Here is a 22,797-nt window from a genome sequence, read left to right on the forward strand (position 1 = left end):
CTTGGCCTTTGCTTCTTGTCCAAATACTCAGGCAACGGCAGGGCCGGTAATGTGGCCTGTTTCGCTGGACGCGCGCGCGGGGCTTGCGTATAAGGCCGACATGTTGACCCGATCCGTGCAGTTTGCACCTGTGCATCCGAGCGCCCGGCCCATGGCCTTGCCATGGAAGATGCCGCATCGAATTACTTGCCCGGCGCTCTGATCGAGCTGCCGGGTTATACCGCTTTCCCTTCGGCCCGCGCGCTGCGGGCTGCCCCCGATACCTGCCGTTCAAGGATCGTCCGCGATGTGCGCCGACACGCCTGATACTTCTGACCTGAAATATCCCGTTTTCCTGCCCGAAACCGATTTCCCGATGCGTGGCGGCCTGCCGCAGCGCGAGCCGGGTTGGCTGGCCCGCTGGGCCGAGATCGGCATCTATGATCGTCTGCGCGAAAAGACGGGCCGCACGCCCTTCACGCTGCATGATGGCCCGCCCTATGCCAACGGGCATCTGCACATCGGCCACGCGCTGAACAAGATCCTGAAGGACTTCATCGTGCGCAGCCAGCAGATGCTGGGCCATGACGCGCGCTATGTGCCGGGCTGGGATTGCCACGGTCTGCCGATCGAATGGAAGATCGAGGAGCAGTATCGCGCCAAGGGGCTGAACAAGGACGATGTGGACATCGTGGCCTTCCGGCAGGAGTGCCGGAAGTTCGCCGAGGGCTGGATCGACATCCAGCGCGAGGAGTTCAAGCGGCTGGGCATCACCGGCAACTGGGCCGATCCTTACCTCACGATGGATTTCCATGCCGAGGCGGTGATCGCCGAGGAGTTCATGAAATTCCTGATGAACGGGGCGCTGTATCAGGGCTCGAAACCCGTCATGTGGTCGCCGGTCGAAAAGACTGCGCTGGCCGAGGCGGAGGTGGAGTATCACGACCATACCTCGCATACGATCTGGGTGCGGTTTAAAGTGAGCAAGTGGGGCGCTCAGTTTACTCCAGTCAGTGATATTGCAATCGTAGACTTCGAACCCAACGCCCAAACGTTATTGGTCGAAGCTGAGAGAGCAAAGCTTGCTAACGCATCCGTCGTTATCTGGACGACGACACCGTGGACCATTCCTCAGAACCGTGCAGTGGCTTTTAATCCTTCGATCACTTACACAGCGGTGGAGGTCATAAAGGTCGCAGAAGGAAGCACTGCCAAGGTTGGTGAGGTGCTTGTGCTTGCGACTAACCTTATCCAAGCCGTAATGACCTCTGCCAAAGTTGATGAATGGCGAAAAGTTGCCAACCTTTACGATATGGATGGGACGCTTCTCGCCCACCCCTACCGTGGCCTCGCCGAAAACGGCGAATGGGACTACGACGTCCCCATGCTTCCCGGCGATCATGTCACCGATGACGCGGGCACGGGGTTTGTGCATACGGCGCCCTCGCACGGGGATGACGACTATCAGCTGGGGCTGAAGTTCGGTTTGCCGATGACCTATAACGTCGAGGCGGATGGCAGCTATCGCGCTGATCTGCCGCTGTTCGGCGGGCAGGCGATCATCAATGCCGATGGCAAGGAAGGTCCCGCCAATGTCAGCAATATCAAGGCGCTGCATGGCGCCGGGGCGTTGCTGGCCAAGGGCAAGCTGAAGCATAGCTACCCGCATTCGTGGCGGTCGAAGGCGCCGCTGATCTACCGCAACACGCCGCAATGGTTTGCTGCCATCGACCGCAAGCTGGACGACGGCATGTCCACCTATGGCGAGACGATCCGCGCCCGCGCGCTGCACTCGATCAACCAGCTTGTGCAGTTCACGCCAGTTTCGGGGCGCAACCGGCTGTATTCCATGATCGAGGCGCGGCCCGACTGGGTGCTGAGCCGCCAGCGCGCCTGGGGCGTGCCGCTGACCTGCTTTACCAAGGTGGGGGCGAAGCCGACGGATGCCGATTTCCTGCTGCGCGACCCGCAGGTGAATGCCCGCATCATCGCGGCGTTTGAAAAGGACGGCGCCGATGTCTGGTATCAGCCCGGCTTCAAGGAGCAGGTGCTGGACGGCATCGTGAACCCGGCGGACTACACGCAGGTGTTTGACGTGCTGGATGTGTGGTTCGACTCCGGCTCGACCCATGCTTTCGTGCTGCGCGACCGGCCGGATGGCACGGCGGACGGGCTGGCGGACCTGTATCTGGAAGGCACCGACCAGCATCGCGGCTGGTTCCATTCGTCGATGCTGCAAGCCTGCGGCACCAAGGGGCGGGCGCCCTATCGCGGTGTGCTGACCCATGGCTTCACGCTCGATGAAAAGGGCATGAAGATGTCCAAATCGCTGGGCAATACCGTGGCGCCGCAAGAGGTGATCGACCAGTATGGCGCCGATATCCTGCGGCTCTGGGTGGCGCTGAGCGATTACACCGTGGACCTGCGCATCGGGAAAGAGATCCTGAAAGGCGTGGCCGACAGCTATCGCCGGCTGCGCAATACCATGCGCTATATCCTTGGCAATCTCGACGGGTTCACCGAAGCCGAGCGTCTGGACCCCGCGCAGATGCCGGAACTGGAGCAATGGGTGCTGCACCGTCTGGCGGAACTGGATACCGAGGTGCGCAAGGGCTATGCCGCCTATGATTTCCAAGGTGTGTTCCAGAAGCTGTTCACCTTCTGTACGGTCGATCTGTCCTCGGTCTATTTCGACATCCGCAAGGATGTTCTTTATTGCGATGCGCCGGACAGCATCCGCCGCCGGGCCGCGCGCACGGTGCTGGACATCCTGTTCCACCGGCTGACCGCATGGCTGGCGCCGATCCTGGTGTTCACCATGGAGGAAGTCTGGCTCTGTCGCTTCCCCGAGGAAGGTTCGTCCATCCATCTGCAAGACATGCCCGAGACGCCGAAAGACTGGCTGAACGAGCCGCTGGCGGCTAAATGGGCGCAGGTCCGGCAGGTCCGGCGCGTGGTGACGGCGGCGCTGGAGGTGCAGCGCACCGCCAAGGTGATCGGTGCCTCGCTGGAAGCCGCGCCTGTGGTCCATGTGGAGGATGCCGGGGTTCTGGCCGCGCTGAAATCGGTGGATTTCGCGCAGGTCTGCATCACCTCGGCCATTCAGGTGACGGGCGATCCGGCGCCGGGCGAGGCGTTCCGCCTGCCAGAGGTGCCGGGTGTCGCGGTGGTGTTTGAAACGGCGGAGGGCGAGAAATGCGCCCGCTGCTGGCAGATCCTGCCGGATGTGGGCAGCCACAAACACCCGCAGACCTGTGCCCGCTGTGACGAGGCTTTGGGCTGACGATCCGCACCCCCGCCACCGTGCGGGGGTGTTTGCTTCCGGGGGGATGCGATGCTGAAGGTGGACCTCAATTCCGACATCGGTGAAGGTTTCGGCCCGTGGAAGATGGGTGACGATGCGGCGCTGATGGAGGTGATCAGTTCGGCCAATATCGCCTGTGGCTTCCACGCCGGCGACCCGGATGTGATGGCCGCGACCATGGCGCTGGCGCAGCGGCATGGCGTGGGGATCGGGGCGCATCCGGGCTTTGCCGATCTTCAGGGCTTCGGGCGGCGGCGGCTGGCGCTGTCGGCGGCCGAGGTCGCCAATCTGGTGACCTATCAACTGGGCGCCGCGCAGGCGCTGGCGCGGGCGGCGGGGGGGCGGGTGCGGCACCTCAAGCTGCATGGGGCGTTGTCCAACATGGCCTCGGAAGATGCCACTCTGGCGCGGGTCTGCTTTGAGGCGGCGCTGAAGGTGCAGCCCGATCTGGTGATCATGGTGCTGGCCGCCACGGCGATGGAACAGGCGGCGCGCGATCTGGGCTGTGCCTGGGCGGGCGAGATCTTTGCCGACCGGGCCTATGCCGATGACGCCACGCTGGTGGATCGCCGCGAACCCGGCGCGGTGCTGCATGATCCGGCGGTGATTTCCGGCCGTATCCTGACCATGCTGCGCGAGGGGGCGATCATCGCGGACTCGGGCAAGCGCATCCCCTGCCGGATCGACACGATCTGCCTGCATGGCGATACGGCGGGGGCCCTGTCCATCGCGCGCGGTCTGCGCCGCGATCTGGAGGCGGCGGGCGTGCAGATCGCGCGGCTTTGATCACGCGCTTTCCCGCCTGATGGCGGGCGCGCAACACCTGCAAGCGCCGCGTCGCCTGGGCCAGCCGGGCAGCGACGGCATATATCAGCGCCTGTCTGTTTACCACGCCCTCCCGAACGGGATGCCGTGCTGGCAGGCCCATGTGCCGTGGCCACGCTTTGCCCCCTGTTGGCGCTGGGGATCATCCCGTGCGAACAGGCGGAGCGCCCCGTCCCTGCGTGACTTCGCCGCTGTCAGTCCAGCGCGAAGACGACGTTGGTCTGCCCGGTGCCGGAAGAAGGGAAATATTCGGTGACGACCTCGCCGCGACCTGTGTATTTGTCCCAGCCAAGCGCGCCGAACAGCATGACGGTATCGTGCATGTCGCCCTCGCCGTCGCAATATCTTGCGTAATCCGGCAGCATTTGCAGAAACAGGTCGATCTCGCCCCCTTGCCACATTTCCAGCACGCGGCGGTCAACCACTTCGTTGAACTTGGACGAGATGGTGAAGGTGCCGTTGTTGGCGGCGTAGTCATCATTCGGCCAGATGTGGTGGCTGAGCGAGCCGGAGGCGATCAGTGCGACATTGCTGTCCGAGGCTTCGATGGCTTCACGGATCGACTGGCCCAGTCTGCGCGAGCTTTCAAAGCTGTGGACGGTGCACATGGCCGCGACCGACACCACCTTCAGGCCTGCATCGGCATTCATGTAGCGCATGGGCACCAGCGTGCCATATTCCAGATCGAGGCTGTCAACCTGATGGCTCAGCGTATAGACGCCGTTCGCCCGCGCGGTTTCGGCGATCAGATCGCCAAGCGCGGCATTGCCCTCGTATTCATAAGGCATGTCCTTGATGAACTGCGGGAATTCATGGCTGGTGAAGATGCCCTTGAAGCGGTGATTGGCATTGATGTGATAGGCGGCATTCACCAGCCAGTGCGTATCCAGCACCACGAAAGTATCCGCCCCGGCCGCGCGGGCACGGCGGCCGATCTCGCGGTGACCGTCGATGGCGGCCTGTCGGCATCCCTTCAGCGGCCCTTCCTGCTCTGACATCAGCATGGTTGGTACATGTGTGGCCTTGGCGGCCAGAACGAGTTTTCCCATCTGTTCCTCCGGGGAAGTTGCGCGTTTCCCGTAGTTCAGAACGCCTTGCGCAGCGCGGTGAGACCGGCGCGCAAGGTGCCGACATCCGATCCAACGGCGAGGAACTCGACCCCCATCGCAGCGTAAGACCGGGCCAGCGCCCCGTCGGAGGTCAGGATGCCCGCCGCCTTGCCCGCGACGCGGATACGGGTCAGCGCGTCGGTCACGGCGGCCTGCACCTCGGCCGCGCCGGGGTTGCCGCGATGGCCCATGTCGGCCGCCAGATCGGCCGGGCCAATGAACACGCCATCCACACCCTCAAGTGCGAGAATCCCGTCCAGTGCCGCCAATCCCGCTCGGCTTTCCACCTGCAACAGCAGGCAGACCTGTTCATTGGCGGTGGCGAGGTAATCGGAAATAGCGCCATAGCCTGAGGCGCGCGCCAGCGCGGCGCCCACGCCCCGGACGCCCTGTGGCGGATACAGCATGGACCGCACCGCCTCACGCGCCTGGGCGGTGCTTTCGATCATCGGCACAAGGATGGTCTGCGCCCCGATGTCCAGCATCTGCTTGATCTCGGCGCGGGTGTCATCGCGTACCCGCACGACAGGGTGGCTGCGATCCCCCACGGCGCGCAGTTGTGCGAGGATGTCGCGCAGCCCGTTTGGCCCGTGTTCGCCGTCGATCACCAGCCAGTCAAAGCCGCAATGTGCGGCCAGTTCGGCGACAGAGGCATCGCCCATGGAGACCCAGAGGCCGATCTGCGTTTCCCCGGATTTCAGCCGGGCTTTGAAGCGGTTGACGGGGGCGGGCATGGGGGCACCTCAGTTGAAGGATACAGAGACGGCGCCGAACGGGCCGTAATCGGCGAAGATGCGTGTGCCGGGTGGACATTCGACGGGGCCGATGAACGACCCCGCCAGCACCACCTGTCCGGCCTCGATGCGTTGGCCATACTGGCCCATGCGGCGGGCAAGCCAGACAATGCCCATGACCGGATCGTCCAGCACGGCGGCACCAAGGCCCGTGGCGATCACCGCGTCGTTCTTCTTGACGATGGCGCCGACCCAACGCAGGTCAAACGCCCCCGGCGCATGGCGCTGCGGGCCCAGCACGATCCCGCCATTGGCGGCATTGTCGGCCACGGTGTCGAAGATCCGGCGGCTCTGCCCGGTTTCCGGGTCTGCGCGCAGGATGCGGGTATCAAGGATCTCGATGGCGGGGGCGACATAGTCGGTCGCGGCCAGCACATCCTCGCGCGTCACATCGCCCTCCAGCGGCGCCTTCATCACGAAGGCGATCTCGGTCTCGATGCGTGGCTGGATGAAGCGGCCCGCAGGCACCGCAGCACCATCGGCAAAATCCATGTCGTCATAGATCACGCCGCTGTCGGGCGTGTCGATGCCAAGCGCCTCTTGCATCACCTTCGAGGTCAGCCCGATCTTCCAGCCGATGATGTGGCGGCCCTGCAAGAGCTTTTGCGCCATATGTGCCGACTGGATGGCATAGGCGTCATCCAGTGTGATGCCGGGATGGCGCAGGCTCAGCAGGCCGATCTGGCGGCGAAGACTTTCCGCCTCCACCAGATCGGTGGCGGCCTGTGCGATTTGATCGGCATTTAACATACCTCATCCTCCACGCCGTTGCGCAAGGTGCCGATGCCCTCGGCCTCGACCTCGATCACATCGCCGGGCTTCAGCCAGACCGGCGGATCGAACCGCGCACCGGCGCCTGTGGGGGTGCCGCAGACGATCATATCGCCCGGAACCAGCGTGCAGAAGGTCGAGACGTAGTTCACGATATAGCGGAAGTCATACATCATCCGGCTGGTGCGGTCCTGCTGGCGGACCTCGCCGTTGACGCGGGTGGTCAGTTCGATGTCATCCAGTTGATCGGCGGACCGGAACGGCACCAGCCACGGCCCGATGGACCCGGAACGGTCCCAGTTCTTGCCCTGCGTCACGTTGAACTTGGCATGGCGCACCCAGTCGCGGATGGTGCCTTCGTTGCACAGGGTCAGCGCGGCGATGTGGTCATAGGCATTCTCGCGCGCGATACGGCGGCCCGCCTTGCCGATGACGATCACCACTTCGCCCTCGTAATCCAGTTGGGGGCTTTCCGGCGGGCGGATCAGCGGCTGGCCATGGCCGGTGAAGCTGCGCGGAAAGCGGATGAACATCGACGGATAGGATTTCGCGTCGGTGGTGCCATCCTTGTATTCGGCGTTGCGGTCGGGGAAGTTCACTCCGATGCAGATCAGCTTTTCGGGATTGGCGAGCGGTATCAGGAAGTCCACCTCGTCCACGTTGAAGGTCGGTGCGCGGCCTTCTGCGGCGGCGATCACCTCTTCCAGCGCACCGGCCTCGATCACCTCTTTCAACCCTCGGAAGCGCGTGCCGTATTCGGGGGTCAGGTCAGCGATACCCTTGTCGGTGATGACGCCATAGCGGTCGGCGCCATGGGCGCGGAAGGCGGCAATACGGGCAGGGATGGGTGTCATGGGGCCTCCTTACGCGATGCCGCCGAAGCAGAGATACTTGATTTCGGTGAATTCCTCGATCCCGTAGCGCGAGCCTTCACGCCCCAGACCCGAGGATTTGATGCCGCCGAACGGTGCCTCGGCGGTCGAGATCAGCCCGGTATTGATGCCGACCATGCCATATTCAAGCTGCTCGCCCACTTTCCAAGCCCGCGCCAGATCGCGGGTGTAGAAGTAACTGGCCAGACCGAATTCGGTGTCGTTCGCCATCGCCACCACCCCGGCATCAGTGTCAAACCTGAACAGCGGCGCGACGGGGCCAAAGGTTTCCTCGCGCGCGATGGCCATATCCTGGGTAACGCCGGTCAGCACGGTCGGCTGAAAGAAGGTGCCGCCAAGCGCATGGCGCTTGCCGCCCATCGCCACTTGCGCACCTTTCGCGGTGGCATCCGCGATATGTTCCTCGACCTTGGCGACGGCATGGACGTCGATCAGCGGGCCGAAGACGGTGTCCTCGTCCAGCCCGTTGCCCACTTTCAGCGTGGCAAGCCGCGCCGCCAGCTTTGCGGCAAAGACATCATAAACCCCGGCCTGCACATAAATCCGGTTGGCGCAGACACAGGTTTGCCCGTTATTGCGGAATTTCGAGACGATGGCGCCTTCCACCGCTGCATCCAGATCGGCATCATCGAAAACGATAAAAGGCGCGTTGCCGCCCAGTTCCAGCGCCAGCTTCTTCACCGTCGGCGCCGACTGGCGCATCAGCTCGATCCCGACTTCGGTAGAGCCGGTGAAAGTCAGCTTGCGCACCTTGTCGCTGGCCGTCATTACGCCGCCAATGGCGCGGGCGGAGCCGGTGATGACCGAGAACAGCCCTGCGGGCAGCCCGGCGCGTTCGGCCAGAACCGCCAGCGCGATGGCCGAAAACGGCGTCTGCGAGGCGGGTTTCAGCACCATGGCGCAGCCGGCGGCCAGCGCCGGGCCAGCCTTGCGGGTGATCATCGCATTGGGAAAGTTCCACGGCGTGATCGCCGCCACCACGCCGATGGGCTGTTTGATGACGACGATGCGCTTGTCCGGCGCATGGCCGGGGATCACGTCCCCATAGATGCGGCGGGCTTCTTCCGCGAACCATTCGATGAAGGACGCGCCATACAGGATCTCGCCCTTCGCCTCGGCCAGCGGCTTGCCCTGTTCCATGGTCAGGATGCGGGCCACATCGTCGGCATTGGCGACGATAAGGTCATACCAGCGACGGAGGATCGCGCTGCGCTCTTTCGCGGTGCGCGCGGCCCAAACGCCCTGCGCCGCCTCGGCCGCCGCGATGGCGGCTTCGGTCTCTGTGGCGCCCAGGTCCGGCACATGGCCGATCAGGGCGCCGGTCGCCGGGTTGGTGACGGCGATGCCGGCTCCTGCGGCCTCGATCCACTCCGCGCCGATCAGCGCGGCCTGCCTGAGCAGCGTTGCGTCCTTCAGCATCCGGGCCTCACGGTGCGATGATGGGCGATGCGCCCAAGGTAGAGGCGACGGGTTCGAGGCCTTCGAACACCGAACCATGCTCAAACCACGACCGCGGCGCGGGGGCACCCCACAGCGTCTGGCGTTGCGGGTCTTTCAGATCCCATTTGATCGCCTCCAGATCCGGGTCAACCGTCTGGTAGTCGGAGCAATAAATCTCGATCCGGTGCCCGTCGGGGTCGAGGATATACAGGAAGAAGGCGTTGGAGATGCCGTGCCGCCCCGGACCGCGTTCAATATTGGCAACATAGCCCGTGGTCGCCATCAGGTCGCACAGGTCGATGATGTTCAGCGGCGTTGGCACCCAGAAGGCGGTATGGTGCAGGCGCGGGCCGGTGCCATTGGTAAAGGCGAGGTCATGCACGCCGCCCTTGCGATGCGTCCAGGCGGCCCAGAGGCGCTTGCTGTCCTCGTCTTCGGTATATTCCGTGACGCGGAAACCGATCTGGTTGTAGAAACCGACCGCCTTGTCCACATCGGGCGAGAAGCAGTTGAAATGGTCGATCCGCAGCGGCTTCACACCCTTGTAAAGCGCATACTTCTGATGGATCGGCTCCAGCCGCTTCATCTGGAAATAGAACTCGACCGGCATGCCGAAACAATCGGTCGTGGCCAGCGTGCGGCCCTGATAGGGGCGGGTGACCCAGGCGACGGCATGGCCCTGTGCCGCGAACCAGGCATGGGCCTTATCAAGCTCCGCCTCGTCATAGACCTTGAAGGACAGGGCCTTCACATGCGCCTCGGGCGATTTGTGCAGCACCATGCAGTGATGCCCGCGTTCCTCCATCGCGCGCAGGTAAACTGTGTTTGCATCCTCATCGGTAATCTGAAGGCCCAGCGTATCGACATAGAATGCCTTGCTGGCTGCCAGATCTGTCACGCCGAAATCGACATGGCTCAGGCGGATGATGTTGAAGGGCGGATAAAGGTTCGGGGCCGGAATGGGCATGTCTCTCTCCCTGAAATGGTAAGGGGCGTCAGCCGCCCAGCTTGGGGATCTTGTGCAAGGCGCGCGGGAACGAGACGTTCACCGTTTCCATGTAGAAATCGAACGACCAGTCACCGCCGTCACGCCCGATTCCGCTGGCCTTCACCCCACCGAACGGCGTGGGAAGGTGGCGGATGTTTTCCGAATTCACCCACATCATCCCGGCTTCGAGATTGTCAGTCATCCACATCGCGCGATTGAGGTCGTTGGTCCACAGATAGGCGGCGAGGCCATATTGCACGTCATTGGCAAGGCGCAGCGCGTCTTCATCGTCCCTGAACGGAATCGCGGTCAGGACAGGACCAAAGATTTCTTCCTGCGCCACGGCCATGTCATTGGTCGCCTTGGTGAACAGTGTCGGCGCCACATAGCAGCCCTTGTCGCCCACCTTGGTGCCGCCCGCCGCGATGGTCGCGCCCTCCTCGCGCGCCTTGTCGAAATAGGACAGCACCTTTGCCTCGTGCTCCGGGTGGATCAGCGGTCCGACCACGGTTTCGAGGTCAAGCGGATGGCCCACCTTGATGCGTTTTGCCACCTCGGCCACGCGGGCGGTGAAGCGGTCATAGATCGACTCCTGCACCAGCAGCCGCGAGGACGAGGTGCAGCGTTCGCCGTTCAGCGAATAGATCATGAAAGTCGCGGCATCGACGGCGCGATCCAGATCGGCATCCTCGAACACGATCACAGGGTTCTTGCCGCCGAGTTCGAAATGCACGCGCTTCAGCGTCTTTGCACCCTGCGCCATGATCAGGCTGCCGGTGCGGCTTTCGCCGACAAAGGCGATGGCCTTGATGTCGGGGTGCTCGGTCAGGCGGCGTCCTGCATCCTCGCCAAAGCCGTTGACCACGTTCAGAACGCCCTTCGGCAGACCCGCGCTTTCGGCGATTTCCACCAGAAGCTTGGCCGTCATCGGGCTGAACTCGGCCGGTTTGTGGACCACCGTGCAGCCCGAGGCCAGCGCGGGCGCGATCTTCCAGGTGGACAGCATGAAGGGCGTGTTCCACGGCGTGATCACCCCTACCGGGCCGATGGGGCGGCGCGAGGTCACGTTCATCTGGGTCGGCGTCCGCAGGCTCTGGCCGTCTTCAGCGCCCGGCGCCTGATCGGCGAAAAAGCGGAAGTTCGCGGCCCCCCGGATCGCGGCCTTGGACATGAAACGCAGCGCCTGGCCGGTATCCATACACTCGGTGAAGGCAATTTCCTCGGCCCGGGCCTCGATCGCCTCGGCCACCTTGATGAGGATCTTGCGCCGCTCGGCCCCCGGCATCTTGGACCAGACGGGGAAGGCGGCCTTCGCGGCGGCAACGGCCGCGTCGATATCCGCCTCGGCGCCTCTGGCGACCTGCGCCAGCACCGACAGATCGACCGGCGATATGCTTTCGAATGTCTGCCCCGAGAGCGCGGGCAGGGATTCGCCGTTGATGTGGTTCATCACACCCCGCTGACGGAACTTCGCCATGTAATCCGTGGCGCGGGCGATATTGGTTTCAAGAACGCTCATCTGCGGCCCTCATTGCTTGCCCGAGAGGCGGGCGTGGATCGGCGTGTCCTTCCAGCTCAGCTCCGGGTCGGCGACGCGGATTTCCAGCGAAAGGGCGAAATGCGGTGTGGAAAGCGGGCCAGCCAATGCGGCCTGCGCCGCCCTGAAGATGCCGTCACCGGCCGCCTTCAGATCTGCGGTTGCCCGCCCGGCCCCGACGCTGAGCGTCATGGCAAGAAAGTCGTTCTGGGGCAGGCCATCGGCCACGATGCAGTGATCGGCCCGATGCGCGCGGATGCGGATCCCGGCCAGCGGAAAGATGCCGGTCGCCACCATCGCGCCATGCAGCGCGCGGCACAGGTCCGGCATGTCGGCCCGCGCCTCCAGCCCCGGCGAATATTCGATGCTCAGATGTGGCAAGATTCGTCCTCCATTAAATTAACATGTTAATCAAATGATCGCTTGTCAATGCTTAACATGCGAAGCATCTTGGCAATGTTTCACAGGATCCTGACCGGCATGTCGCATTCCAACGAAAAGGACGGGTTCGAACTGTCGAAAACCCGCCGCACCCTGCCCATGGCGCTGTTGCGCGCCCGCGAGGCGGTGATGGAACGCTTTCGCCCGTTGTTGCAGGCGCATGGGGTGACCGAACAGCAATGGCGCGTGTTGCGTGTGCTGAAAGAGGCCGAAGAGACCGATGCCTCTGATCTTGCCGAGGCCGCCAGCATCCTCGCGCCCTCGCTGTCGCGCATCTTGAAGACGCTGGAGGCACGCGCCTTCATCGAAGCACGGAAAGACCCGACCGACGGCCGCCGCGCCCTGATCCGCCTGACGCCGGAAGGTCATGCCTTCATCCGGCAGATCGCGCCGGAAAGCGCCGCCATCTATGCCGAACTTGAAGCCCGCGTCGGTCGTGTGCGGATAGACTCGCTGCTTGATGATCTGGAAGCCCTGATGACCGCGCTGGAACAGATATGAATGCGCAACAGGGCCGCGCCGGTTGGCGTGGCCCTGTTGCAGCCGGTATGTCTGCCCGAGAGTATTTGGGCCAGTGGCCTAGTTGGGCAGCGCTCCGCAAAATCCGCCCGCTGATGCCTGACCGGAACCAAAGGCAACAGCCGCAGGCGCCTTGTAGGGGTTGGGCGGTGTGGTCGTCAGGTCGAAAGCCAGCAGCGCGGCAAGACCCAGACCCATAAGTGTCGCGGTGAAACGGCGGGTCATGTGCGTGCCTCCAGCCCCACCAGCGGGCGAATGCGGATGCCGACAAAGGCGCCGGCAAAGGCTGCCGCGAACCAGACCCAACCGTGCAGGCTGCCGGTCGAGATGCCGGAGAAGAAGGCTCCGACATTGCAGCCGAAAGCCAGCCGCGAGGAATAGCCAAGCAGCAGCCCCGCAATGATTGTGGCGATCCAGGCGCGGGCGGGATAACGCGGCAAGGGTTGTGACAGGCCGCCCTTGCGCCATGCTGCGACACCGAAGGCCCCCGCGATCAGGCCGAGATCGGTCAGTGAGGTATAGTCTGTCAGCAGCGAGCTTTGCAGCCGCTCGACCGAGCCAGGCGCGCTCCAGAAGGCCGAACCGGACAGATCTGCGCCCATCGCCGTGGCACCTTTGGCAGCCCAGAGGCCAAGGCCATAGACCACACCCCAGGGTTGGCCCGCGACCAGCAGGTTGCCGATGCCGAGGGCCGCCAGCAGCAGCGCCGCGACGACATAGCGGGTCTGCAGGCGGCGCGTGCCGGGTTTGCCAAGCGCCCAGAACAGTCCGGCGACCAGTGCCAGTGCCGCCAGTGTCACGCCAAGCCCGAAGCTGCCGCGGAGCGTCAGCACCGGCAGCGCACCAAGGCTGGTCCACCAGACCAGACCATAGGCCCCGGCAAAGCTGCCGATGGCAAAGAAGGGCAGGGCCAGCAGGCCGACCGGATTACCGGATCCGGCATTGACCAGCGTGCCCGAGCCGCAGCCCAGCACCACCTGCATCGCCGCGCCGAAGACGAAAGCGCCGCCGATCATGGCCCAGCCGATAGGCGCCTGTGCGCCCGACAGCTCACCCGGATGGGTGCCCAGCAACGGGATGGCGACGACAGAGACCAGTGCGATGGCCAGAAGCTGTGCCAGCACCCCCGCCGGTTCACGCCGCAGGATCATCGCTCGCCACGGGCCGGCAAAGCCGAAGCGCAGACCTTCCAGCGTGATGCCGAAGCCGAGGCCGATGGCCAGCATCAGGCCATAGCGTGCGCCCACGAACAGGGCGACCAGCGCCACTGCCGCCAGCGCCCCGGCCACCAGACCGGCGCGCCGCAGGCCCTGACTGGATGGCCGTGCCGAAACAACCCCTGCTGAGGACATCAGTTGCCGCCCGTCAACTGGTTCAGCAGATTGGTGAACAGCCCCGGCTGGTTCGCCATCTCGCCGTCGGTATGCGAATATTCGACCATCGACGCGGGATAGAGCCGCACATTCTCGATCCCCGCCAGTTCGGACAGCGCGAACCAGTCGGTCGCGGCCCAATGGCCGGTGTTGCAGAATGAAACCACCTCGTCATTCGCGCCGATGCCCAGCCGCGCTTTCAGCGCCGCGACATCGCCGGTCGGGTTGATCGCCGTGGCGCCTGCGCGGAAGAATTCGGTGTAAGGCAGGTTCTGCGCGCCGGGCAGCGTGCCCGGACGTGCGGCAGCGGGCGCGGCCTTCTTGCCTTCAAAGAAGGCGGGCGGGCGCGCATCGACAAGGATCGCCTTGCTTTTGCCTGCCACAACATCGCTGACAGCGGCGGTATCGGCCGTCCAGGCATCGTTCCAAGTGATCGTCAGATCGGTCGGCACCGGGGTCACAGCGGCGGTCGAGATCGGCAGCCCGGCATTGGCCCATGCGGTCGCGCCGCCATTCAGCACCGAAAGCTCGGTGAAGCCCGAGCTTTTCAGTGTCCAGTAGACCCGAGCGGCGGCGCCGAAATCGGTGTCGGTATCGCCCTGCGACACGATCACAACGGGACGCGCGGGATCGAGGCCCAGCGATTCATAGGTCGCCTCAAGCTTTTCAACGGGCGGAACCGCGCCGGGGTTGTTCTCCGGGCCACGGAACAGGCCGTAGGGCGCGGAAACCGCCCCCTCGATATGGCCCTCGGCGTAGCCTTTGGGGCGGATGTCGAGGATGACCGGCGCCTCATCGACGGCGGCAGCGAGGTCGGCGGGGGTGACGAGCGGGCCAAGCTCCGCCGCGAAAGCGGTGCTTGCAATCAGCGCGGCGAGGCCGGAAAGCGGAAACAGGGCAAGGCGTGTCATCGGAGGTCTCTTGTTGAATGAGGCGTTTGTTCTCATTTCAGCAGTCTGGCGGGATGATCAAGGAACGCAGGCCGTATCTTTCCCTGCATATCCGGGAGAATGTCTTGATCTTCACGGGACGGCGCATGCCGTTTCACCGCTTCGGGGGCACGGCGTGAAATTCCATATCGGTCACGGGGCCAGAGCGGGAACAGGTTCCTTTTTTGACAGGGAGCGTCCTCGTGGGCCGGGGCCGCTTGCCCGTGTCCGTCCGCCGGGTGATCAGGTCGCCCGGTCACGCCTGAATGCCGCGGCGCGGCCGCATCGGGCCGCGCCGGGATCGTGGGTCAGGCGGCGGCCTGCGCTCCGGCCAGCGCGGTGGCCATGGCCCGCAGGATGACCCAGGTGGAGGCCGCGCCGGGGTCGATATGACCCTTCGACCGCGCGCCCAATTTGGCGGAACGGCCACGCCGCGCTTCCAGATCGGCGGTGGCCTTCATGCCTGCCTCGGCGCCGTCGCGGGCGGCCTCGATCACTGCAAGTTCGGCGCCCGTGGCCACGGCCTCCTGCGCGCGGGCCACGGCGGGCACCCACGCGTCGATCATGGTCTTGTCGCCCGGTTCGGCCCGGCCCCGGTCACGCACGCCTTGCAGCGCCGCCGCCAGCCAAGCTGCCAGCGCGCCCGCGTCAAGGTTCAGCCGGTCGCTGACCGCCGCCCCCGCCCGCAGGAAGGCGGTGGCGTAGAGCGGGCCGGAGGAGGCGCCGACCGCATCCAGAAACGCTTTGGCCATCCGTTTGCAACAACCTTCGATGGTTTCATCGCCGGGGGCGTTTTCCAGTGCGCCCTGCACGGCCTTCCAGCCGATTTCCATGGTAATGCCATGGTCACCGTCGCCGATCACCCCGTCCAGCTCCGACAGCCAGTCGCGGGCGGCGATGATCTCGTCCCCCGCGCGCTGCATCATCGCGCGGAACAGGGCGGGGGTGATGGCGCCCTCGCGGATCAGCGCCACGGCGGGGGTGGCGCGGGCCGGGCCTTCGGCGCTGCCCGCAGCCTTGCGGGCCGAACGGGCGCTGCCTGCCGCCGCCCCCTCGACGGTGCCGACCGTCAGTGCCGGGGTGCGGCAGGGGTGGTCAAGCAGTGCCGCAAGCTCGTCATCCAGCCGCATCAAGGTAATCGAGGCCCCTGCCATTTCCAGCGAGGTCGCATATTCCCCGACCCAGGAGCGGTGGATCGCGATGCCACGCGCATCCAGCACCTGCTTGAGCCGGGCGAAGAGGATGTAAAGTTCAACCAGCGAGGTTGAGCCCAGCCCGTTCACCAGCACCGCCACCCGGTCGCCCTGCGCCGGCGCCATTTCGGACAGGATCGCCTCCATCAGCGTATCGGTGACCTGATCGGCCGGGGCCAGCTTGTCGCGGCGGATGCCCGGCTCGCCATGCAGGCCCATGCCGATTTCCATTTCGTCATCGCCGATTTCGAAATTCGGCTTGCCGGTCTGCGGCAGCGAACAGGCCCCCAACGCCACGCCCATCGACAGGGTGGCGTCATTGGCCTTGCGCGCCAGTGCCTCGACCCGCGCCAGCGGCTCGCCCAGATCGGCGGCAGCCCCGGCGACCTTGAAGACAAAGAAGTCGCCCGCGATGCCGCGCCGTTCCCCGCGCCGTTCAACCGGGGCTGAAGCCACGTCATCGGCCACCTGCACCTGCCTGACCGGGGTGCCTGCGGCGGCAAGTTCTTCCGCCGCCATGGTGAAGTTCATCACATCGCCGGTGTAATTGCCGTAAAGCAGCAGCACACCCGCCCCGCCATCGGCGGCACGCGCTGCATCGAGGATCTGCTCGGGCGAGGGCGAGGCAAAGATATTGCCCACCGCCGCCGCATCGGCGAGGCCGCGCCCGACATAGCCCGCGAAGGCCGGCTCATGCCCCGAGCCGCCGCCGACCACTACGCCGACCTTGCCGTCGCGCGGTCCGTCCACCGCGACCACGGCGCGGCCGGTGGGGCCTTCGACCGTCAGCATGTCGGGATGGGCGGCGACCATGCCCGCGATCAGCTGGGGGATGATGTCTTCCGGCGCGTTGATGAGTTTCTTGGTCTTTGTCATGGGAATATCCACTTCGTCAGGTCAGGCGCCGTCGCGGCGAAGATAGCGGCGCGACAGGGCGTCGAACGAGATCGCCAGAACCACGATCACGCCAGATACCACGCCCTGCCAATAGGGCGACACGCCAAAAAGCACGATGATGTTTTCGATGATGGCGATGATCCCCGCACCGAAGATCGCCCCCAGCGGCGAGCCTACCCCGCCGGTGGTGGCAACCCCGCCGATCACGGCAGCGGCGATGGGGGCCAGAACCCAGGTCTGCCCGATGGAGGGCTGCGCCGTGCCCAGCCGCGCCACCATCAGAAGCCCGGCCAGTGCCGACAGCATCCCCGCCAGCGTGAAGACCAGCAGGCGGATACGGTCCACCCGGATGCCCAGCATGCGGGCGGCGGCGGGGTTGTTGCCGATGGCATACATATACCGGCCCATCGGCGTCTTCAGCGACAGGAACAGCGCGATGGCCAGCACCGCCAGCATGATCAGGAAGGGCACGGGCACGCCCAGAACATCGCCACGGCCAAGGAACTGGATCCCTGCCGGAATGCCGGTGATCGCGACGCCCTTGGTAAGGACGAGGATGGCGCCGCCATAGATGCCCGCCGTGCCAATGGTCAGCACCAGCGAATGCAGCCCCAGCACGGTGACCAGCAGGCCGTTCAGGAAACCCAGCGCAAGGCCAAGGCACAGGGCGAGGATCAGCGCCATGGGCGCGGGCAATCCCGCCTGCACCATCAGCATGCCGGAGACCACGCCACACAGGCCGCCAATGGTGCCCAGCGACAGGTCAAGCTCGCCCAGGATCATCAGCGAAGATTGCGCAATGGTTACCAGCCCCACGAAGGCAAGGCCCCGCGCGATGACCGACATGTTGTAACCGGACAGGAAATACGGGGAAATCACCGCCGATATGGCGAAGATCGCCACAAGCGCCACGAAAACCCCGGCCAGCGGGTTGCGCATCAGGAGTGTCAGCGCCGGGGGGCGGCGCGTCTGTGCGGAGTGTTCAGTTGACATGAGAAGCCTCTGCGTCTTCGGGGGTGGATCCGCCAGCCCCTGTGCCGGTGGCGAAGATCGCCCCGACGAGTGTTTCGGTCTCGGTGCTGGCGGCGTCGAAGCTGCCGGTCAGGCGGCCGCCATGCATGGTGATGATGCGGCTGGCACAGCGGCGCAGCTCGGTCATTTCCGAGGAGATGAGGATGATCCCCACGCCCTCCTCGGCCAGCCGCTTCATGATGCGGTAGATTTCCGCCTTGGTGCGGATGTCGATGCCCTTGGTCGGTTCATCGAAGATCAGGATGCGCGGCGTCGTGGCCATGGCGCGGCCGATGATGGCCTTCTGCTGGTTGCCGCCCGACAGGGTGGCGATGCGCTGTCCGGGGCCGGAGGCGCGGATGCCGTAATCACCGATCACGCGGGCGACGATACCGCGTTCCTTGCGGCTGTCGATGCCGGTGGCGCCGGTGGTCAGCGACAGGACCGAAAGGCCGATGTTCTCGCGCAGCGACAGCAGCGGGAAGATGCCATGCGCCTTGCGCTCTTCCGACAGATACAGCATCCCGCCCGCGACCGAGGCGGCGGTGTCGTTCAGCCGCCAGTCACGGCCGTCCACCCGGACATGGCCGCCGCTGGCCTTGCGATAGCCGAAGATCGTCTGCATCAGTTCGGATCTTCCGGCGCCGACAAGGCCCGCGAAACCCAGTATCTCGCCCCGTTTCAGCGTGAAGCTGACATCGCGGAACAGTGGGCCGGACAGGTTATCGACCTGCATGACAGTGTCGGTGACAGGGCAATCGGGGCGGAAATGTTCGTCGATCGCCACCTCGCGGCCCGACATGGCGCGGATCAGCGCCGCTTCGTCAATTTCGGCCACCCGGCCTGCATCGACCTTCCGGCCATTGCGCAGCACCGTATAATCCTGCCCGATTTCGAACACTTCCTCCATCTTGTGCGAGATGAAGATGATCGCATGATCGCGGTCCAGAAAGCTGCGGATCACCCTGAACACCCGCTCCACCTCGCGCGCGGTCAGGGCCGAGGTCGGCTCGTCGAGGATCAGCACCTTCATGTCACGGTTGGTCGAGGCGCGGGCGATCTGCAACAATTGCTGATCGGGGACCGAGATATGGCGCACCATATCGGATGGCTTCGCCTCGATCCCGAACCGATCCAGATACTCCTGCGCTTCCGCCTCCATCCGGCGGCGGTTCACCAGCCCGCCATGGCCGGTGCGGTCAAACGGCATGAACAGGTTTTCTGCCACGCTGACATCGGGGAACAGCGACAGTTCCTGCGGCACATAGGCGATCTTGCGGAACAGGTCGGGGTGATCCAGCGGGTTCTGCCCGTCGATGGCGATGCTGCCGCGTGTGGCGCGATCCGCCCCGGTCAGGATCTTCACAAGCGTTGATTTTCCGGCGCCATTCTCGCCCGCAAGGATATGCGTGCGGCCCAGTTCAACTGACAGGTCGACACCGTCAAGCGCGGTCACGCCCGGAAAGTCCCGGCCGAGGCCGCGTGCTTCGAGATAGGCCATGTCTCCTCCCACGGCTGGTGTGCGGCCGGCGGGGTGCCGGCCGCGCGGTGCTCAGTTGCCCAGGTTGTCCTTGGTGAGGAAGGCGTTCCCGGTATCCAGATAGCCCGGAACCGGCGCGCCGGTCGCCTGTGCCCAAAGCAGCATGACCGACCAGTAGCCTTGCAGTTCCGGCTGCGATGCCGAGGAGCTGTCGGCGACGCCCGAACGGATCATGTCCAGCATTTCCGGCAGGTTATCCAGACCGACCAGCGTGACCTGACCCTGCTTGCCCGCCTCGACGATGGCCTGACCGATGCCGATGGGACCGGCGGCATCCGAGGCGACCCAGCCCTTGAGCCCGGGATTGGCCTGCATGATGGCGGCGGCCTGCTGTTGCGCGGTCTCGATGCTGTCATTGTCGATGCCTTCGGCCACGACCTTGATGCCCGGATGTTCGGCAAAGACCTCGCGGTGGCATTCGGCACGGATCGAGTGGTTCGGCGCGGTCGGCACGCCCATCATGATGGCGACCTCGCCCTCACCGCCCAGCACCTCGACCAGACGGCGCGCGGCGATCTTTGCCTGTTCGCAGAAATCCGAGCCGATATAGGGGATCTGCATGCCTTCTGGCGGCACCGAGTCGAAGATCACCAGCGGGATGTCCTGGCTTTGTGCCGCCTCCAGCGAGCCGCGGTTGCCAGACGGGTCCAGCAGGTCGATGGCGATGCCGTCGGGACGGGTGGAGATGGCGCTTTCCACGATCTGCACCTGCTGCACCACATCGGCAGTCTGCGGCGCGGAATAGACGATCTCGATCTCGGCGCCGGTCTGCGCCTTCAGGGCAGCGGCGGCCATCTGCGCGCCGTCATTCACCTTGTCAAACCATGGATGCACGACTTTCGGCACGATCAGGAAGCGATAGCTGTCCTTCTTTGTGGTGCCCGCAGCATCCTGCGCGGCGGCGGCGATCGGCATGGCAAGGGCCACACCGGCCAGCATGGCGGCCAGTTTCTTCATGATATTCCTCCCAGATTTTCGGCCCGGCGACGGGCCCCTCCTCCTGTCGGCGGGCAGTATCCTCCCTGCCGCCTCAAGACTCAATACATCTGTAAATTTCAAAATACAAGTATATTTGGCGTGGTGCGCCGAAGCCATGTCAGGGCCTTGCCATCAGCGGGTTGGGGATATTCGCTCGACGGATAGTGGTCTGGCGCGGGTCGGGTTCTGTGCTGCCTGTTGAATGCCTCGCGCCGGGGTGACGCGCGTTCAGCCGCGATTGCCGTCATCCCAACGCGATGTGCTTACCTTCCCAAGCCCGAAGAAAGGGCGTGCCTGCGCGGTCGGCCCTTGAAACAGGATGTCCTGTCCGGTGCCTTCGTCACGGCCGGGGCACTACAGAGCCGCCAGAGCCTTTGCGTGCTGTTATGATGCACTTGGCACGCAGGCGCGGGAAAGCGCCTTGCGGCTGTGACTTTCGGCAAGAAGGTCAGGCGGTCGGCAAAAGGGCGGCGGTGGCCTTCATGAGGAACACAGCGTCGTCGCAGCAGGAGGGCAGGGGTATTGTGACCGGAAGATCCGGGTCAGTGCAGCGCCCTCGGGCACGAATATCTGGAAGACCTGAAGACCTGACAGCGCGCGACCCGAGGCCGGGGGCTTTGTGCAATACGGTCAGTCTGACCCAAAGTCGCGCGGCTTCGCCGTGATTTCGGTGTAACCCCGTTTCCGCTTGACCTGCAAAAGCCGCAAAAGCTCGTGCTCTGCCGAGGTCATCGACGGATAGGACAGCATGAGCCGCTGACCGCGGCTACCGATCCGCCCCCAGGACCGTTCCAGCGTCACCATGCCGAAAAGATCTTGCAGAACCTCGATACGGTAGAACCGCGCCATGTTCTGTTGACGGTTGATGTGATGCAGCAATGCGATGGCCATGCCTGCCCCTCTCGGCCCCCAGCATGATCTGTTGTCCGGTTGCTGTCCAGGGGCAGGGATGCGGGATGCGGGCAGACGGGGTTCGCGCGCCTGCTGCGGCATTCTGTCACCCGTCGCAAACCTGATTGCAAAACCATGACCCATCCCGGACAATATCACTGTTGCTGTTTTTGCGGACATATCTTGCGATTTTCGGCTGTCATCCGGCGCATCAGTCTTGCGCTTGTGCTTTTGGCACTGTTCCTCGGGGCGACTGTTCCGAAGGGCATGATGCAGGTTGCCGATGCAGGTGGCATGCGTCTGGTGCTGTGCACCACCGATGGCCCGCGCGAGATGGTGCTGGCCGAGGATGGCACGATCCACGAAATCCCGGTTGGCAATCACGACGGCAGCGGCGATTCACCCTGTCTTGCCGTAAGCCTGTCCTTTGCCGGTCTTCAGGTTGCGGGCGTTCCCGCACTGATGCAGACGGCGGCAACCGCGCTGTCCCCGGCGTTGCTGGCCGATGTGGCGCCGCGCCGCGTGCCCCTTCGGGCCTTTGCGTCTCGGGCGCCTCCTGCTCTGATCTGACCTCCCGCGCTGGCTGCGTGATGAAGGGCAGTTCCGGCCCGGTCTGACTGGTCGCAGACCCCGGTTTCTTTTTCCCTGCCCTGACTGATCGTTGCCCGCCTGCGGGTCATGGTGTCCTGCGCCCGGTTCTGCCTGCTGCCTGCGCTGCCTTCGGCCCCGTGTCCCGGCCAAGGCAACGCGGCACGGGCAAGGCCGGTGCGCAGGGCGCTGCCCGGCCCGCACCTTCCCCTGTCAAGAATTCCAAGGGTTCCCATGGATACGATCTCCTTTTCGCCGCTCGCGCTCTTTCTGGGCGCGGGGCCGGTGGTCAAGCTTGTGATGACGCTGCTGGTTCTGGCCTCGGTCTGGGGCTGGTATCTGATTGCTGCCGCGTTCATGCTGTTGCGCCGGATGCGGTCGCAGTTGCTGCAACCCGGTCTGGACGCGGCAAGCTTCGCCGCACGGCTGGTGGAAGTGCCGCACTCCCGGCCCGCGAGCCGGGCCGAATTGCGTCGCGCTGGCAACCGCATCCTGCGCGCCGCGCAAGGCGGGTTGACCGATCTTGCCGTCATTGCCTCTATCGCGCCATTCATCGGGCTGTTCGGGACGGTCTGGGGCATCATGACCGCCTTCACCGGCATTGCCGAGGCACAGGATGTCGGGCTGGCCGCCGTGGCGCCGGGTATTGCCGAGGCACTTGCCGCCACGGCCTATGGTCTGGCGGCCGCCATTCCCGCCTCGATCGGATATTCGCGCCTTGGCGCAGCCTTCGCAGCCTTCGGCGCCGATCTGGCTGACCGGATCGACAGCCATTCCAGCCCGGCGGAGGGCTGAGG

Annotated in this window: 21 protein-coding genes; 5 read left to right on the forward strand and 16 right to left on the reverse strand. The window is 64.8% G+C overall.

Annotated elements, in window-relative coordinates; genetic code table 11:
* The first annotated feature begins 286 nt into the window (after positions 1–286).
* Both ileS and D2N39_RS03750 read left to right on the forward strand, forming a co-directional pair.
* Positions 287–3,262 (forward strand): isoleucine--tRNA ligase, encoded by a 2,976-nt coding sequence (gene ileS / locus D2N39_RS03745; protein ID WP_119133458.1) that lies wholly within the window; start codon positions 287–289, stop codon positions 3,260–3,262.
* 51 nt (positions 3,263–3,313) lie between these two features.
* Positions 3,314–4,069, forward strand: coding sequence for a LamB/YcsF family protein (locus D2N39_RS03750; RefSeq protein ID WP_119133459.1), 756 nt, complete (start codon positions 3,314–3,316; stop codon positions 4,067–4,069).
* Between the two features lie 233 nt (positions 4,070–4,302).
* On the opposite strand, the gene hpaD (D2N39_RS03755) is transcribed toward D2N39_RS03750, so the two are convergent.
* The 8 genes from hpaD (D2N39_RS03755) to D2N39_RS03790 are packed head-to-tail and all read right to left on the reverse strand — an operon-like array spanning position 4,303 to position 12,021.
* Complete coding sequence (gene hpaD / locus D2N39_RS03755) at positions 4,303–5,157, reverse strand: 3,4-dihydroxyphenylacetate 2,3-dioxygenase (RefSeq protein ID WP_119133460.1); 855 nt, start codon at positions 5,155–5,157, stop codon at positions 4,303–4,305.
* A gap of 35 nt (positions 5,158–5,192) precedes the next feature.
* Complete coding sequence (locus D2N39_RS03760) at positions 5,193–5,951, reverse strand: aldolase/citrate lyase family protein (RefSeq protein WP_119133461.1); 759 nt, start codon at positions 5,949–5,951, stop codon at positions 5,193–5,195.
* A 9-nt stretch (positions 5,952–5,960) separates the two neighbouring features.
* Positions 5,961–6,761: a 2-oxo-hept-4-ene-1,7-dioate hydratase gene (gene hpaH, locus D2N39_RS03765; RefSeq protein WP_119133462.1), complete on the reverse strand. Its 801-nt coding sequence runs from the start codon at positions 6,759–6,761 to the stop codon at positions 5,961–5,963.
* Positions 6,755–7,636 carry a fumarylacetoacetate hydrolase family protein gene (locus D2N39_RS03770; protein ID WP_119133463.1) on the reverse strand — a complete coding sequence of 294 codons (882 nt, stop codon included), beginning with the start codon at positions 7,634–7,636 and terminating at the stop codon, positions 6,755–6,757. Before D2N39_RS03770 ends, hpaH begins: the two co-directional genes overlap by 7 nt.
* Positions 7,637–7,645: 9 nt before the next feature.
* Entirely contained in the window at positions 7,646–9,094 is a 1,449-nt protein-coding gene (locus D2N39_RS03775) for an NAD-dependent succinate-semialdehyde dehydrogenase (protein ID WP_119133464.1), read from the reverse strand.
* A 7-nt stretch (positions 9,095–9,101) separates the two neighbouring features.
* Positions 9,102–10,082 carry a 3,4-dihydroxyphenylacetate 2,3-dioxygenase gene (hpaD, locus tag D2N39_RS03780; protein WP_119133465.1) on the reverse strand — a complete coding sequence of 327 codons (981 nt, stop codon included), beginning with the start codon at positions 10,080–10,082 and terminating at the stop codon, positions 9,102–9,104.
* A 28-nt stretch (positions 10,083–10,110) separates the two neighbouring features.
* The gene (hpaE, locus tag D2N39_RS03785) at positions 10,111–11,622 is read right to left on the reverse strand and encodes a 5-carboxymethyl-2-hydroxymuconate semialdehyde dehydrogenase (RefSeq protein WP_119133466.1); all 1,512 of its coding nucleotides are present in this window, start codon (positions 11,620–11,622) and stop codon (positions 10,111–10,113) included.
* A 9-nt stretch (positions 11,623–11,631) separates the two neighbouring features.
* Complete coding sequence (locus tag D2N39_RS03790) at positions 11,632–12,021, reverse strand: 5-carboxymethyl-2-hydroxymuconate Delta-isomerase (RefSeq protein WP_119133467.1); 390 nt, start codon at positions 12,019–12,021, stop codon at positions 11,632–11,634.
* Between the two features lie 75 nt (positions 12,022–12,096).
* Here D2N39_RS03790 and hpaR point away from each other — a divergent pair, with 75 nt between their 5' ends.
* Positions 12,097–12,582 (forward strand): homoprotocatechuate degradation operon regulator HpaR, encoded by a 486-nt coding sequence (gene hpaR, locus D2N39_RS03795; RefSeq protein WP_233557047.1) that lies wholly within the window; start codon positions 12,097–12,099, stop codon positions 12,580–12,582.
* A 78-nt stretch (positions 12,583–12,660) separates the two neighbouring features.
* Here hpaR and D2N39_RS23090 read toward each other — a convergent pair whose 3' ends face one another.
* From D2N39_RS23090 to D2N39_RS03830, 8 genes are all read right to left on the reverse strand, one after another.
* Positions 12,661–12,825, reverse strand: coding sequence for a hypothetical protein (locus D2N39_RS23090; RefSeq protein WP_199725195.1), 165 nt, complete (start codon positions 12,823–12,825; stop codon positions 12,661–12,663).
* Entirely contained in the window at positions 12,822–13,952 is a 1,131-nt protein-coding gene (locus tag D2N39_RS03800) for a YeeE/YedE thiosulfate transporter family protein (RefSeq protein ID WP_119133468.1), read from the reverse strand. The genes D2N39_RS23090 and D2N39_RS03800 overlap by 4 nt, the downstream gene beginning before the upstream one ends.
* Positions 13,952–14,884, reverse strand: coding sequence for a sulfurtransferase (locus D2N39_RS03805; protein WP_119133469.1), 933 nt, complete (start codon positions 14,882–14,884; stop codon positions 13,952–13,954). The genes D2N39_RS03800 and D2N39_RS03805 overlap by 1 nt, the downstream gene beginning before the upstream one ends.
* A gap of 326 nt (positions 14,885–15,210) precedes the next feature.
* A complete protein-coding gene (gene dhaL, locus D2N39_RS03810; RefSeq protein ID WP_119133470.1) occupies positions 15,211–16,971 on the reverse strand; it encodes a dihydroxyacetone kinase subunit DhaL in 1,761 nt (586 codons plus the stop codon).
* A gap of 21 nt (positions 16,972–16,992) precedes the next feature.
* On the reverse strand, positions 16,993–17,985 hold the full coding sequence (locus D2N39_RS03815) for an ABC transporter permease (RefSeq protein ID WP_119133471.1): 993 nt from the start codon (positions 17,983–17,985) through the stop codon (positions 16,993–16,995).
* Complete coding sequence (locus D2N39_RS03820) at positions 17,975–19,504, reverse strand: sugar ABC transporter ATP-binding protein (protein ID WP_119133472.1); 1,530 nt, start codon at positions 19,502–19,504, stop codon at positions 17,975–17,977. Before D2N39_RS03820 ends, D2N39_RS03815 begins: the two co-directional genes overlap by 11 nt.
* A gap of 51 nt (positions 19,505–19,555) precedes the next feature.
* Positions 19,556–20,500, reverse strand: coding sequence for a substrate-binding domain-containing protein (locus D2N39_RS03825; protein ID WP_119133473.1), 945 nt, complete (start codon positions 20,498–20,500; stop codon positions 19,556–19,558).
* 651 nt (positions 20,501–21,151) lie between these two features.
* Positions 21,152–21,412: a WGR domain-containing protein gene (locus D2N39_RS03830; RefSeq protein ID WP_119133474.1), complete on the reverse strand. Its 261-nt coding sequence runs from the start codon at positions 21,410–21,412 to the stop codon at positions 21,152–21,154.
* Positions 21,413–21,595: 183 nt separating this feature from the next.
* Between D2N39_RS03830 and D2N39_RS03835 the strand changes: the two genes are divergently transcribed.
* Positions 21,596–21,982, forward strand: coding sequence for a DUF2946 family protein (locus D2N39_RS03835; RefSeq protein WP_119133475.1), 387 nt, complete (start codon positions 21,596–21,598; stop codon positions 21,980–21,982).
* Positions 21,983–22,234: 252 nt separating this feature from the next.
* On the forward strand, positions 22,235–22,795 hold the full coding sequence (locus D2N39_RS03840; RefSeq protein ID WP_119133476.1) for a MotA/TolQ/ExbB proton channel family protein: 561 nt from the start codon (positions 22,235–22,237) through the stop codon (positions 22,793–22,795).
* Positions 22,796–22,797 lie beyond the last annotated feature (2 nt).

It is taken from the genome of Gemmobacter lutimaris (genome assembly GCF_003570715.1).
GTDB lineage: Bacteria > Pseudomonadota > Alphaproteobacteria > Rhodobacterales > Rhodobacteraceae > Gemmobacter > Gemmobacter lutimaris.